The 13,731-nt window shown below is 60.6% G+C and carries 12 protein-coding genes; 3 read left to right on the top strand and 9 right to left on the bottom strand.

Annotated features, from left to right (window positions below):
• From ACYVGE_RS00590 to ACYVGE_RS00580, 3 genes are read left to right on the top strand one after another with little or no spacing between them, the layout of a single operon-like run.
• Positions 1–972, top strand: coding sequence for a GNAT family protein (locus ACYVGE_RS00590; RefSeq protein WP_460726113.1), 972 nt, complete (start codon positions 1–3; stop codon positions 970–972).
• A gap of 4 nt (positions 973–976) precedes the next feature.
• On the top strand, positions 977–1,849 hold the full coding sequence (locus ACYVGE_RS00585; RefSeq protein ID WP_460726111.1) for a MaoC/PaaZ C-terminal domain-containing protein: 873 nt from the start codon (positions 977–979) through the stop codon (positions 1,847–1,849).
• A 9-nt stretch (positions 1,850–1,858) separates the two neighbouring features.
• Positions 1,859–2,236 (top strand): GtrA family protein, encoded by a 378-nt coding sequence (locus tag ACYVGE_RS00580; RefSeq protein WP_460726109.1) that lies wholly within the window; start codon positions 1,859–1,861, stop codon positions 2,234–2,236.
• Positions 2,237–2,259: 23 nt separating this feature from the next.
• Here ACYVGE_RS00580 and ACYVGE_RS00575 read toward each other — a convergent pair whose 3' ends face one another.
• The 9 genes from ACYVGE_RS00575 to ACYVGE_RS00535 form a co-directional block, all read right to left on the bottom strand.
• Positions 2,260–3,075 (bottom strand): class I SAM-dependent methyltransferase, encoded by an 816-nt coding sequence (locus ACYVGE_RS00575; RefSeq protein WP_460726107.1) that lies wholly within the window; start codon positions 3,073–3,075, stop codon positions 2,260–2,262.
• 169 nt (positions 3,076–3,244) lie between these two features.
• Positions 3,245–5,146 (bottom strand): hypothetical protein, encoded by a 1,902-nt coding sequence (locus ACYVGE_RS00570; RefSeq protein WP_460726105.1) that lies wholly within the window; start codon positions 5,144–5,146, stop codon positions 3,245–3,247.
• An 86-nt stretch (positions 5,147–5,232) separates the two neighbouring features.
• Positions 5,233–5,811: a D-glycero-alpha-D-manno-heptose-1,7-bisphosphate 7-phosphatase gene (locus ACYVGE_RS00565; RefSeq protein ID WP_460726103.1), complete on the bottom strand. Its 579-nt coding sequence runs from the start codon at positions 5,809–5,811 to the stop codon at positions 5,233–5,235.
• Entirely contained in the window at positions 5,808–6,506 is a 699-nt protein-coding gene (locus ACYVGE_RS00560) for a nucleotidyltransferase family protein (protein WP_460726101.1), read from the bottom strand. The genes ACYVGE_RS00565 and ACYVGE_RS00560 overlap by 4 nt, the downstream gene beginning before the upstream one ends.
• Positions 6,503–7,084, bottom strand: a complete 582-nt coding sequence (locus tag ACYVGE_RS00555; RefSeq protein ID WP_460726099.1) for a D-sedoheptulose-7-phosphate isomerase — start codon at positions 7,082–7,084, stop codon at positions 6,503–6,505. The genes ACYVGE_RS00560 and ACYVGE_RS00555 overlap by 4 nt, the downstream gene beginning before the upstream one ends.
• Positions 7,081–8,112, bottom strand: a complete 1,032-nt coding sequence (locus tag ACYVGE_RS00550; RefSeq protein ID WP_460726097.1) for a GHMP family kinase ATP-binding protein — start codon at positions 8,110–8,112, stop codon at positions 7,081–7,083. The genes ACYVGE_RS00555 and ACYVGE_RS00550 overlap by 4 nt, the downstream gene beginning before the upstream one ends.
• Entirely contained in the window at positions 8,109–11,516 is a 3,408-nt protein-coding gene (locus tag ACYVGE_RS00545; RefSeq protein WP_460726095.1) for a methyltransferase domain-containing protein, read from the bottom strand. The genes ACYVGE_RS00550 and ACYVGE_RS00545 overlap by 4 nt, the downstream gene beginning before the upstream one ends.
• Positions 11,516–12,934 (bottom strand): ABC transporter ATP-binding protein, encoded by a 1,419-nt coding sequence (locus tag ACYVGE_RS00540; RefSeq protein WP_460726093.1) that lies wholly within the window; start codon positions 12,932–12,934, stop codon positions 11,516–11,518. The genes ACYVGE_RS00545 and ACYVGE_RS00540 overlap by 1 nt, the downstream gene beginning before the upstream one ends.
• Positions 12,924–13,718, bottom strand: a complete 795-nt coding sequence (locus ACYVGE_RS00535) for an ABC transporter permease (protein ID WP_460726091.1) — start codon at positions 13,716–13,718, stop codon at positions 12,924–12,926. Before ACYVGE_RS00535 ends, ACYVGE_RS00540 begins: the two co-directional genes overlap by 11 nt.
• Between the last annotated feature and the right edge of the window lie 13 nt (positions 13,719–13,731).

Here is a 13,731-nt window from a genome sequence, read left to right as displayed (position 1 = left end):
GTGCCCGCACCTTCATTGCTGCTGGAGACCCACGACACTCCTGTGCTGTACGCCGGCGCCACCGGCAGTGGGGTTGAAGGCCCGCACGCCTTCATCCGCGGGATCGACACCGACTATGACCGCAAGGTCATGCTCGAGCAGTGGTTCCGTCCGCTGGACGGCACCGATGACCTGCGCTTCGGCGTCGATATCGGCGGCGAGGAGTTCTGGGTGCTGATGGAGCGTTTGCCCTGGGATTCGGAATTCTTCGCCACCCAGACGGCACGTCTGAACGCGGTACTACGCCCGCACAAGTCACCTGGCTTGCGGGAAGACAGCGCTGGCGGCGCCCAAGCTCTCGCGCGCGCGCTGGATGAAGCCGCGCGCCGCGGCATCGCCTACATCTTCGCACCGGTATCGCCCAACGACCTGTATTCGATGCGCGTGCTGGCGGACAATGGATTCGAACTGATCGAAACACGGTGCCAATACCACCGTCCGCTGTCCGGGCCGCCGGCAGAGCGGCACGCGGTACGCTTGGCCGGGCCGGCGGACATACCCTCGCTGGCGCGTGCCGCACGCACGATGATCAACCCCTATGACCGCTTCCATGCCGACCTGGCCATCAGCGACCGCGACGCTGATCGCATGATGGAGCGCTGGGTGGAAGCCTCGATCCTCAACGGCTTCGCCGACGCGACGATCGTGCCCGATGTCGACGCGCCCGAGGCGTTCTGCACCGCCAAGTACCATCGTTCGCACTGGGAAGGTTGGGGCCTGAAGCTGGCCCAACCCGTCCTCAGCGCGGTATCGCCGCGACACAAGGGCTGGTATGTACGCATCATCTCCGAACTGGACGAGCACCTGCGCAGTATCGGGGCCGAGCACAGCTTCCTGATTACCCAGCTAACCAATAACGCGGTAATCCGTTGTTGGGAAAAGCTGGGCTACCAGTTCGGCAAGGGCGAACACATCTTCCGCAAGGTGCTTTGAACAGATGACTTCCGAAGCAGCCCAAGTAGCGGTCTTGGCAGGCGGAAGCCGCGCGATCGACTGGCTGGACGATTCCGGCAGCGAGCGCGACCTGGTGAAGACGATCCTTACTCAGCGGTTGGACGAAGTAAGGGTGACCTCGCTCTCGCTGGAACGGATCGAGCGCTGCCACAGACTCGGCTTTCCGTCGACCACTGCCGAACCGTTGTTGCAGCTGCACGCGCCGCGAGACGGCGGTGACGAGGCGGCGAACGCTCCCGGCGAAGGGCCGGTCAGCCTCGATACAAATGCCTGGACGATGACGGCCGAGCCGCAAGACGAGGCCAGCACGCGCGCAATCGCCCGGCGACTGCGCGCCAAGGGCGACGACGTCCAGATCCCGCTCGGCCAGACCACGCTGCTCCGCATGCTTATGGACGCGGGTTTTAGGCACGAAGGCACGCTATGGGCCGCGCGCCTCCTGCCCGCGCTCAGCCAAAGCGTGCTACCCGCGTTCGAACACGAGTTCTCGGTCTCCGAGGAAGACGTCCAGACCTATGGCCAGCAAAGCGGCGATCTCAACCCTCTGCACTTCGACGACGCGTTCGCCCGCAGTCACGGTTTCGAACGGCGCATCTCGCACGGCATGCTGTTCAATGGCTGGCTGACCCGGCTACTCGGCACCGAACACCCGGGCCCAGGCACCATTTTTCTGCGCAATTCGGCCAATTTCTTCGCCCCCGTATACGCGGACCTTCCGTATCGGGTGCGCATCTCGACGCCGAAGCACGACGACCAAAAGGGAATCTTCCTGGTGGTTGCCCAGTTGTTCGACGCTTCTGGGCGGCACTGCGCGGTTTCCTACAACGAAGTCATGCTCAGGCAGCCTAAGGCCTAGGACCACCCGATGCGCAAGCTTCTTGCCGGGCAAGGACTCCGCTTCCTGATAGGTGGCGGGCTCAATACTCTGCTGTCTTATGCGATCTACTGGATGCTGTTGCCGGGGATGCCCTTTGCCTGGGCCTATACCGCCAGCTACGCGCTGGCGATCCTGTCCGGCTTCGCCATCAACACCTGGTTCGTCTTCCGTATGACATGGAGCTGGCGACGCCTGGCGGCATTCCCGTTGGTCCATCTGGCCAACTATCTCGCCTCGCTGCTGGTCGTCTGGGTCGCGGTCAGCCTACTTGGCGTCCCCACACCGGTCGCCCCCATAGTGGCGACCTTGGTGGTCTTGCCGCTGAACTTCGCGCTGACGCGCAAGCTGATCCACAGGCCGGGCTGAACGCATCCGTTGCGCGCGGAGGGTCAGCGTCTGGCGATCAATGTCCAGTTGCCATAGTAGATGCCGGCATCCGGCGCCCAGGGCATCACCATCTCAGCCTCTCGGAATCCGGCAAGGCGAACCTCCTCAAGGAGGTCCCAGCCAAAATGATAGAAACACAGTACGCCGCCGCTGATCGGGTCGCCGTGGTATTCCGCCGGCAATAGATGCTCGACTTCGCCCAAGGCGTTGAGTCTTGCTCGCACGATCGTAGGCTCGGCGTCCGTGAATGGGAACGTCGCCACCAACACGCCATCCGGGCGCAGCACGCGGCCAAACTCCGAGAGCGCCTGCCGATAGTCCGGCACGTGCTCCAGGACATCGCCCGACAAAACAGCATCGAAGCAGGCGTCTTCCCATGTGAGCCGAGTGACGTCTTGGAACGTGATATCGCCATGGCCACCGAGGCGGCCCAGGTACTGCGCCAGTGCTTTCCGCTGCTCCCGACTGTGGGCGAACTCCGAGCCCTGCACATTGGAAAACTGGCTCTGCATCCATGCGTACAGTGCCGTGGCCTGCTCGGTGACGTATACCTGTGCATCGGGCTTGCAGAAGCGCCGCAGGAAACCGATAGATGCCCGCATGCGTGCGGAAAACTTGCAACGTTTGCAGGCGATCCCTTCGCGCCAATCGGAAAAATGGGCGAAGGGCCCGAAGCGATCGCACACGTCGCAGTACAACACCGCGGAGCCCGATGCCGTCTGCAGGCGCTCCACCAGGCCGCCGGATTCAAGCCAGCACTGGCGGAGCGAGTCGTCGTCGCGCCTTTCACCATACTCCGAGAACGAGAATGCAATCACAATTGCCGGCCTCTGCTTCTGTGAACGAGCGAATTTTTACAACGTCAGGCGGCCGATCATCGGAGATCTGCCCCACTCGCCGCAATGCCCGTCACTGGACCGGACATGCGCATCCCAGTAACCAGCCCAAGCAACGGCACGCAGGCAGCGGCACCGCCGACAGCACGCTCTATTGCTCGACGCCGACAAACTCCACATGCACAGGATTCTGCCCCGGCGAGGCCAGAGTCACATATACGAGTCCGTCCGTCGCTTCGAGCGGCGCAGTCAGGAACATCGAATAGTCTTTGGCCTGGTCCGTTACATCGACCACTTGGATGGCGGCTGCCAGGAACTTGTCGCTGCCTTCCATCCAGTTGACCTGCAAGCGCGCCTGGACAGGCGTATTCGTCGATGTACGCATTCTGTACACAACCCTGCGACCCTCAAGCTCCTGCACGGGGACGCGCAGGAACCCGTCGCCGCTGCCCTTTAGATTCAGCGCGCCATCCCCGTCAGGCACCAGTCCACGGAGCGACCAAGCGTCCCAGGCGCCGTCGCCGCCAAGCTTGCGTAGCTGGTCCAGCGGGACAGCCTCGCCGGATATCGCGGACTGCAGTTCGCGCTGCGTCAACAAGGCATAGGTACCGGCGCCGACCGGCATTACGCCGAAGTCCGGCGCCCTGCCGACCTGCCCCATGGCGTCGGAGGGCGAGCGGTACACATGAAGGCCCGCTGGCAAATTCAACTTACTGAACTGTACCCCGGGAGTGGCAGACAGCCCTGGGCCGAAGGCGCCACCGCCTAGCATCCAGCTCACATCCGGCTCCCTCGCGCCAACGATCAAGCCGACCTTGCCAGGCGCCTTGACATGATTCAAGGCCATGGACAGGTCGCGAGCCTGGCTCGAGGCAACCACGTTGTAGATCTGCAGGTCCCCCTTGTAGAGGAAGAGCAGGTTCCCCATCAGCAGCGCGAGCAACATGCCCATTCGCGCCCACTGGATGCCATGAGTCGCAACCAGAATTGCGAACACGACGAAAACCGGGAACAGCCACCTGGCTTCCTGCCTGGACGTGCCGGGAAGGCAGGCAATCAGCAGAAGCGCGAACATGGACGCTAGCAGATACAGGGAGCCCTCCGACCAGTTCCGGATTCGGAACACCCCGAACAACCACACCAGCAGGGCCAGCACGGACACGACGACCAGCAAGTGCGACGTCATCCCTGGCGCGAGCTTCACGAAGAACCATTCGTGGCCGAGACTGGTGGAGGCGAACAGATTGCTTAGATAGATGCCCGCTGCCTCGAGCGTATCGTGGCCGATCGCCACTGACAGTCCCGCGGTACCGGTAGCAAGCGGGACCACGGAGATCAGCTTGCTAAACAGGATGAACGACAATGGAGCAGCACCGCCCAATATCGCGCCCCACGCGACCACGACCGGTCGACGACGCACCAGTCCGCCGATGGCGATGATGCTGCCCACGGCGAACACGGGGGCCACGTACCGCTCATGCGAAAAGATGGCGGCGGCGAAGAGCGCCAGCACGGCCAGCCCGACCTTCAACCCGGGACACTCCAGGAATTCACTCTTCGTGAGGAGGTAGATCCCGAACAAGAAGAAGGCAAGAGACGAGTATTCGATGATCGACGCCACATAGTCGAAAGGCAGCATCGCCGAGAAGCGGCACGTGGTGATCACCGCGGCCACGAGAATCTGCAGCAGTATCGCCCTCTTGTCTCTCAAACCGACCAACAAGCATGCGGCAACCAGTGTGCCCGCGAGGAAGAACGACGAGATCAACATGGGCACGACCCGCGGCCATTGGGCCGTGGCGATCAGCGCCCACCATCCATTGAAGAAAATGCGCGGCTTGTAGGAGTTCAGCTTGGAGAACGTCGCCAGGAAGTCCCTTCCAGTCGATTCAGCCATAGCGAAGTTGAAGAGCTCATCCCCGAAATAGAACGGGTGGAACACGAGCAGATGAACCACCGCGGAGACGAGTAGCGCCACTCCGAACAACCCGCACGGCGCTGCGGCATTCGAGGCCATCTTGGCCCACCGATTCTCAACCTCAACGCTGATCATCAATCATCTCTGTTGTCATCAAATAGATAGTACATGCCGCGACCGTGCCGATCCGTGCGCCACGCTTTGCAACCAAGCCCACCCCGTCAGTCGCGCCACAGCTGCAGATGATCGCTCGGCTCGATTCGGCCACGATCCAGCAGGCATGCCACTCCGACGCCTGCGCGCTTCGCTGCTTCGATGTCGCTGGCTTTGTCGCCCACGAGCGCCGACGATGCGACGTCGATGTCCAGCTCGCTCGCGGCTGCCAGCAACATCCCTGGCCGAGGCTTGCGGAAGGCGCAATCGCACTTCAAAACACCCAACCCCGCGTCGGGATGGTGCGGGCAATAGAAGGTGGCGGCCAATGATGCGCCGCGGCGACGGAACTCATCGTGCACCCATGCCGTGTAGGACAAGAACTCCGCCTCGTCGTAGTATCCGCGCGCAATGCCGGCCTGATTGGTCACAACAACGGGCAAGTAACCGAAGGCATTGGCCTTTGCGACCAACTCAAAGATGCCTGGCACCCACTCGGTCTGCGCTGGCGTATGCACGTATCCATGATCTACGTTGATCACGCCGTCGCGGTCGAGGAACAGCGCTCGCCGCGGGGTGGGCAACGCGGCGAGCCGCACCGGCAGCCCCGGATCCAGATAGGGTGGGTGTGCTGCGACCACGTTCATGTCGCGCTGAACAGGGTCTGCGCGCGGCTGTAGTCCTCGGGCACACCAATGTCGATGAAGTCACTGGTATCCAACAGGCCGCATACTCGGCCAGCAGCAATCATTGGCGCCAGCACTGCCTCCTCAAATGAATAGCTTGTATCAGTAGGCAACGATGCAATCGCTGAGGCAGTCAGGTAATAGCACCCTGCATTGATGTAACCCGCCCCACCCTGTCCCTTTTCACGGAAGCCGACAATGCGCTCACCAACGCACTCCACAGCACCGTATCGCGCCACGTCGGGCACGGGGGCCAGCGCAACGCCGATCTCTGCGCCGGTCTTATTGACGACATCTGCCAACGCTGCGGGCTGATACCTCAGGAAGGTGTCACCGTTCAAAACATGAGCACTACTCCCATGCAAAAGGCCACACGCCTGACGCACACCACCACCAGTACCCAATGGAGAAGCTTCAATCGAGTAACTAATCCTCATGCTCGACCACTGCCCACCAATCTCATGTTGCACTTTGTCAGCCATATAACCAGCCGCGAGGACAACATGACGCATGCCTTCATTGGCAAGTCGATCCAGCACCCATGCAAGAAACGGCCTTCCCGCCACCGGTGCGAGCGGCTTTGGAACGTCACTGACTACGCTGCGCAAACGCGTCCCCAGTCCACCCACAAGGATGATGGCTTCTTCGGTCCTCATTGGCGCGGAAACATCTCGGCTTCGATGAGCGCGCACAGAAGGTGGCCGATGAACTCGTGCCCTTCCTGGATGCGCGGCGTTTCAGTCGATGGAACGCGGAAACAGATATCGCATTCGCCTGCAAGCTTTCCGCCAGTCTCACCCGTAAATCCGATCACCCTGAGCCCTTGCTTACGGCAGATCTCTGCCGCGCGCAGAATGTTGGGCGAGTTTCCGGAGGTAGAAATGGCGATGAAAACATCATCTGCCCGCCCTAACGCCTCTATCTGACGTGCAAAGGTGTAGTCGTACCCGTAGTCATTACCAATCGCCGTAAGGATGCTGGTATCCGTAGTCAGAGCAACGGCTGCTAGTCCCGGACGATCGTAATAGAACCTACTGACCAACTCTCCCGCCCAGTGCTGGGCGTCCGCCGCGCTTCCGCCGTTACCCGCAAACAGCAGTTTATTTCCGGCCTTCAAGGCATCCGCGCACAGCGACACCGCCTTGACCAGGTCCTCGGCGAGCGCCGCATCACCAGCCATGCACTGGAAGTTGGCCAGCGCCTTGGAAAATTCGGAAGTTATGAAACCTTTCATCGGCCGCCCCTCCACGCCACTGCGCCTTGCGGGTTGAAATGGAAATCAAGAAGGCTCCCACCCTGCGCTTTCAAGGCGTTGGAAAGCCGCACACGATCCGTCGGATCGCAGACGAACATCATGAAGCCGCCACCACCTGCACCCGAAACCTTGGTTGCGCGGGCGCCGTGCGCCACGGCCACCTGTTCAAGTGCGTCGATCATGGGATTGCTGACGCTGCTGGCCATGCGCTTTTTCGCTTCCCAGCCACGCTGGAAGATGCGCGAAAAGGACGTCAAGTCGCCTTTGAGCAATGCTTCCTTCATCTGAACGGCTTCCTCCTTCAATTCATGCATTGCATCGACGGATTTCTGTACGCCCACCGTCGCGTTCCGCACCTGCTCATCGATGATATTTGCGGACTCGCGCGATACGCCCGTGAAGTACAACAGGAGTGATGCTTCGAGTTCGGCCAACACCCAATCCTTGATGCGCAGCGGGTTGACGATGACCCGATCCTCAGCGTGAAATTCCATGAAGTTGAAGCCACCAAACGCAGCCGCATACTGGTCCTGCTTGCCACCGGCCAAGGCAAGGTCCTCACGCTCGATCTGGTAAGCCAAGTGCGCGGTCTCGTACTCGCCAAGGGGCAAGGAGAAGTACTCGGTAAGCGCCGTCACGATCGCTACAACCATCGTCGAAGATGACCCCAGGCCAGAGCCGGGGGGTGCGTCCGAATACGTCCGGATACGGACCGCAGGGCGTCTCCCATCGAGGAAGTTCGTGCTGATGCGTTGGTATGCGCCAACCAGCAACCTGAGCGAGCTGTTCACTTGGTCGATGGGCATGTCGCCCAGAGACCACTGGGAGGCGTGATCGAGCGACTCAAATACAGCAACGCCTGTTGGCGATGCGTCGACCATTGCGTACGCGTACTTGTCGATGGCGGCGTTCATCACGAAGCCGCCATGCTGGTCGCAGAATGGCGAGACATCAGTGCCACCGCCCGCCAGACCAAGGCGAAGGGGTGCACGGGCACGAACGATCATGGAGTCACCCCAGAGGAAAGACCCAGCGCGTCTTGCAGCGTGCGCGACATCGCCTGCTTGGAGAAGATATTGGCCACGTAATCCGCCCCGGCCTGCGCGTTATGCAGCCAGCGCTTGTCATCGAGCATCAATTCCACGATGCGCTCGGCGATCGAATCTGCCTGGTTCGCAACGTCGCAGACACGGTCCACTGCAGGCAATCCCTGCGCACCGATGCCGGTCGTCACCAGGGGCAGGCCCTGCTGCAGGGCCTCCACGACCTTGCTCTTGATTCCAGCCCCAAAACGCAGCGGCACTACCGCGACTCGCGCGCCGGAATAGCGACGGGCAAGTTCAGCATCGCTCACATAACCGGTCACTTCCACGCGATCGCCGGCCAGGGCAAGCACTTCGGAAGTTGGATGCGACCCGACAAGCGACAGCTCGACGCTGGGCAGCCGTTGCCAAACCTTCGGCATGATTTCTTCTACCAGCCACTTGGCCGCATCCACATTGGGCGTGTGAGCGAATCCGGCCACGAAAATCAGGTTCCTGCGACCGCCGACTCCCGACGGACGCACAAAGGATTCGAATGCGTAGGGAGAAATCGCGTGCGCGGTCACCTGCGGCTCAAGGCTCAGGACTTCATCCACCTCGTCCTGCGATGGGTAGAGCACGATATCCACCTTCCGCCAAAGATCGCGCTCCTGTCTTTCCACACGTGCCGCTTCCGCGCCCTCCGACACGTCGCCAAGAATGCGTCCCTCGAGCTCGACTCTCCTGAAATGCAGGTCATGCCCGTAGTACGCGATCCGGGCGGATGTCGCGGCCCTGATTTCTTCGACGTACTTCTCGCTGATATGCGGGCGCGAAAGCAGGACCGCATGGAACTCCGGTCCATTCTCCTCGATGTATTCCCGGAAGCGTCCGGCCCACTTCGGGCCATAAAGCACTTCGACGCCAAGCTTTTGCAGGACGGGGGTATAAGTCGGATCGTAATGCAGATTGTCCGGCCAGAATTTGACCACGCAGCCGGCTTCGATCAGACGCGTGATGAACGCGATCATCGTGCGCGATCCGGCATCGCGATCGGGCTGCGGCACATAATGATCGACTACCAATACGATCGGCTTTTCGAAAGCCCGGTCGCGTGCCCGCATGACGCGTTGACCGTTCTCGAAGTGCTGGGCCAGCTCGTTCCTCCAGCGATCGGCGAGCTTCTGCTGGTTGATCGGCTGATAGGCCTTAATCCCGCTTGCCGTATCTGTTCCGTGAGAAACGCCTTCGTGGTGGATGACCTCGGAAAACGGAGTGTAAAAGACCTTCAGACCCTGCGCACGAACCCTGAAAGCGAGGTCTGAATCCTCGCAATAGGCGGGTACAAAGGCCGGGTCAAACCCACCCAGGGAGCGGAAAAGCCCGGCATTGACCAGCAGACTGGCGCCCGAACAGTAATCGACTTGTCGGACGTAATTGAATTCTGGCGCGGCGGGATTTTGCAGTCGCCCATAGTTCCATGCTGACGCATCGCGCCACATGATGCCGCCGGCTTCCTGCAGCCGGCCATCCGAATAGATCAGTTTGGATCCAGCCAAGCCGGCATCGGGATGGCGCTCGAAGACCTCAACCAGGGCATCAAGCCAACCTGGCGTCACTTCGGTGTCGTTGTTGAGGAAGCAGATGTATTCGCCGCGCGCCAACTCCAATGCCTGGTTACAGGAGAGAAGGAAGCCCAGATTGGTCTCGTTCTCGTGATACCTCAGCCCGGGCACTTCTCGGAGCTGCGCGATTTCCGCGTCGCCAGAACGATCTTCCAACACCAGCACTTCAAAGGAGCATTCCGCGCCAGCAAGCTGGATCGAGCGCAGGCAAGCAGTCGTGTAGGCCAACTTGCCGTAGGTGGGAATGACTATGGTGACGCGAGGATTGTCGACTTCCTCGAAGAAGAGATCCGCGGTCGTCACATCGGTCGATGTGGCGCCGATACGGATGGGGGATTGCGGAATGACCAGGTCGCTGTAGTGCCTGCCGCGCAGGCGGGACACGATACGCCGCAGGAAGCTCATCAGCCGCCACGAGCGTGTCTGCATCTGCTCTTCGAGGAGGGCTCTCAATTCGGACGCGTGGCCCTGCTGAGCCAGGCCCTGCCGCTGCAACACTTCACGCACACCACGTTCGGCCTGGTAAGCCGCCGTCAGATGGGCAAGTCTCGATCTCTTGGCTTTCCGACGCGCATTTGCAGCAGCCAGCTCGCGCTCCAGGTCATCGCGCTCTTGCAGAACGGTCCTTGTCATTTCCAGTTGCTGTTCCAATTGTGAATTCAAACTCAAGACCGACGCAGCGCGCTCGTCTCGCTCGGCTTCGATGGTTCGGACCCGCGCCCTTTCCTGATCGAGCTCCTCCTGGGTTCGGAGGGCCCACTGCGTCTTTTCTTCGCGATCCTTGTCCGCAGCCCTTAGCCTCTCGGACTCCTGCTCAAGCGCCTTATTCAGGCTTAGTGCCCACTGCGTCTTTTCTTCGCGATCCTTGTCCGTGGCCCTTAGCGTCTCAGACGCCTGTTCAAGCGCCTTGTTCAGGCTTAGCGCCCATTCCGCCCGCTCGTCGAATTCCGTGGCAAGAGCCTGATAGCGCTGCCTCTCGCTATCGATTTCGGTATCCAGTGATTGTGCCCACCGCGCAATCTCCTCGTGGCGTTCGTACAGATCAACGCGTTCATCGGAGAACAGGGAAGCCGGAATTACCGGGATGCAAGCCCGTTCGGCTGCGCAGACGGCAAGGAAGTACTTGCTGTCACCCGCCCCTTCAGTCCGGCCCTCGACGCCCTGGGTCGTGCCCGTGTAGGCCTGGTAGGAAGAATCATGGCCATCCAGCGGAACAAGCATCGACCCCGTGGCCATTCGCTGCCCAAAATAGCTGACGACCTGGAAATGACGCCGCAACAGCGCGTCGAGCTCGTCGAAATAAAGTTCCTTTACGTGGAACTCGTTTACAAACTGATGACGGTCCGAATAGATGGCCTTGTTCGGCGACGAAATGACCAGGAAGCCGCCGGGCTTGAGGACCCGTCGAAGCTCGCAAAGCATTTCCTCCTGGGCAGTCAGATGTTCCAGCGTTTCAAAGGAAACGACTGCATCGAAACTTGCCTCGGGAAACGGCAGTGCGGCTGCGCTCGCCCGGACGAAATCGATATTGGTGCTGGATGCATAGGTCGCTGTGGCATGCACGATCGCTTCGGCGGATATATCCGCCCCGACAACTTCCGATGCATGGCGCGCCAGAAGAGCCGAGCCGTATCCTTCGCCGCAGGCGACGTCCAGCACGCGCAACCCACTCAACGCCGGAGCGCACCAGGCATAGCGATGCCAGTGCTCCAGACTGAGCTCCCCCATTTCGGTGGGGACGAAACGCTCGCCGGTGAATTCCATCAACCGGCTCCTTCGTTGATTACGTCGATGTGAAGCATCGGCAAGCCGACCAGGCCAAAACGCATCGTTTCGTCGACGGCCCGGAACTCAAGGGCATCATGAATCCAGTGCTGTTGGGTATGGCTTTCCTGATTACCTGTCGCAACCGCCGCGTCGATCATGTAGGAACCTGCAGGGAGTACTGGCATCCGGAACTGGAAGGTCGCTCGCAGGGTGTCCCCGGATGCACCACCCGGCGGGGCCTTCCGACACGCGAAGTAAGTATTGTCCCCAAACAGCCGTTGGCCCAGACGATCCTTCACGTAGAAGCCGATGATCACTTCGCCCAGCGCGTCATGAAGGCGGACGGTAATCTGCAACTCGACAATCTCTCCGCCGTGGAGCAGTCGAACGCCCTCCCCCTGGGAACGAAGATCGACACCCGTAATGACGGCATTGCGCGCACCGAATTGAATGCCCACATCGTCAGGATTGAACTCGAAGACCTGAATGCGGTTTTCGACTCCGGTCTTGCTCCAATCCGCCTTCCGGAAATCGGGAGTGCCGGGGGACTGCTCTGCGTCATTCGCGGGCGAACGCTTGCTGCTACCGATCACGCCAACGGACTCGCCTGTCGCATCATGTCTGCTGGCGGCGTGCTGCTGAGCCATGTAGGACTCAATGACTTCCTGCGCGCTCCCGAGCATTTGGGGCGTCCCGTTCTGCAACCACAGCGCGCGGGCACACAGATTGGTCACTGCAGCCGCATCGTGACTGACGAACAACAGTGTTCCGCGCTTCTGGAAGTCCCGAAGGAATCGCATGCATTTTTGGGAAAAGAACGCATCGCCGACCGACAGCGCCTCGTCGACAATGAGCACGTCCGCATCAACGTGTGCGATCACTGCGAATGCCAGCCTCACCGCCATGCCGCTGGAGTAGCTCCTCACCGGCTGGTCGATGAACTCGCCGATGTCGGCGAAGTCCAGGATGCTCTGCAGCCGCGCCTCAATCTGGTCGCGCTTCAGGCCGAGAATCGCTGCATTCAGATAGACGTTTTCGCGCCCCGTGAAGTCCTGATTGAAGCCGCTACCAAGCTCGAGCAACGCGGCCACGCGCCCTCGAACCTCCACGCTACCCTCGGTAGGCGAGAGAGTTCCTGCAATCATCTGCAACAGCGTCGACTTGCCAGACCCGTTTCGCCCAACGATGCCGACGGTTTCGCCGCGGCGAATCTCCAGGTCGACACCGCGCAAAGCCCAGAACTCGCGATAAAGCCTCTTGCGCCCGCCGAGCAGGCCTTGCCACAGACGGTGCGCCGGGGTGCTGTACATCGCGTACGACTTGCCGACGTTGCGCACTGAGATAACCACGTCCGCCTCGGCTTCCGGTGATGCAACCGCGGAGAGAACAGTGTAGGAATCGAGTTCAGAGGACATCGGCGAAACCGCGGTGCAATTTCTTGAAGAACGCATGGCCCGCCACCGCGACTACGACGGCAACGGCGCTGTATATCACCAGTCCGCGCCAGTCCGGAGCGTGACCCCAGATAACCACTTCGCGCGCCTGATTGATGATGAAAGTGAGCGGATTGGCAATGAAGAGCCAGCGGTAATGTTCCGGCACGGACTCGATGGGAACGATGGCCGAAGACAGGAACAACATCGCCGCCGAGATCACGCCGACGACCTGACCGATGTCTCTCAGAAAGACGCCCAATGCAGACAGAATCCAACCGATCCCGACCGTGAGGATGATGAGTGGCAACAACACCACAGGCAGCAGCAGCGTCGTGGCGTGGATCTCGCCGTTTTGAAACAGCTGCAGCAGGAGCAGCACCACTGTATTCATGGCGAAGTGGAATAGTGCGGAAAAGGTCATGCTCCACACCAGCACATCCAGCGGAAAGACCACCCGTTTTACATAGTTGGTATTTCCAACGATGAGAACAGGGGCCCTGTTGATGCACTCCGAAAAAAAGCCGTGAACCGTCAGTCCTACGAAGAGGATGAGCGCAAAGCCCGCGGTAGAACCCGTCGCGCCGGGCCAGCGGCTCTTCATGATGAAGCCGAAGGCCAGGGTGTAGACCAGCAACATCAGGAATGGACTGATCAGCGACCACAGCAGACCGAAGCTCGCGCCACGATAACGACCAAGAATCTCGCGTCGGGTCAGCTCGAAAACCAGCGATCTGTTTTGCCGAAAGGCCGAAAAAATGTTCATCGTGAATAACGCG

The sequence above is a fragment of the Lysobacter rhizosphaerae genome (genome assembly GCF_054779795.1).
Note: the sequence above shows the minus strand (reverse complement) of the source record. Positions and strands in the feature narration are given on the sequence as shown.

Excerpts from the sequence above, each read along its gene's own strand:
- ACYVGE_RS00540 (WP_460726093.1), bottom strand. The coding sequence starts at position 12,934 with ATGTCCTCTGAACTCGATTCCTACACTGTTCTCTCCGCGGTTGCATCA.
- ACYVGE_RS00560 (WP_460726101.1), bottom strand. The coding sequence starts at position 6,506 with ATGAGGACCGAAGAAGCCATCATCCTTGTGGGTGGACTGGGGACGCGT.
- ACYVGE_RS00565 (WP_460726103.1), bottom strand. The coding sequence starts at position 5,811 with ATGAACGTGGTCGCAGCACACCCACCCTATCTGGATCCGGGGCTGCCG.
- ACYVGE_RS00570 (WP_460726105.1), bottom strand. The coding sequence starts at position 5,146 with ATGATCAGCGTTGAGGTTGAGAATCGGTGGGCCAAGATGGCCTCGAAT.
- ACYVGE_RS00535 (WP_460726091.1), bottom strand. The coding sequence starts at position 13,718 with ATGAACATTTTTTCGGCCTTTCGGCAAAACAGATCGCTGGTTTTCGAG.
- ACYVGE_RS00580 (WP_460726109.1), top strand. The coding sequence starts at position 1,859 with ATGCGCAAGCTTCTTGCCGGGCAAGGACTCCGCTTCCTGATAGGTGGC.
- ACYVGE_RS00555 (WP_460726099.1), bottom strand. The coding sequence starts at position 7,084 with ATGAAAGGTTTCATAACTTCCGAATTTTCCAAGGCGCTGGCCAACTTC.
- ACYVGE_RS00545 (WP_460726095.1), bottom strand. The coding sequence starts at position 11,516 with ATGGAATTCACCGGCGAGCGTTTCGTCCCCACCGAAATGGGGGAGCTC.
- ACYVGE_RS00585 (WP_460726111.1), top strand. The coding sequence starts at position 977 with ATGACTTCCGAAGCAGCCCAAGTAGCGGTCTTGGCAGGCGGAAGCCGC.
- ACYVGE_RS00550 (WP_460726097.1), bottom strand. The coding sequence starts at position 8,112 with ATGATCGTTCGTGCCCGTGCACCCCTTCGCCTTGGTCTGGCGGGCGGT.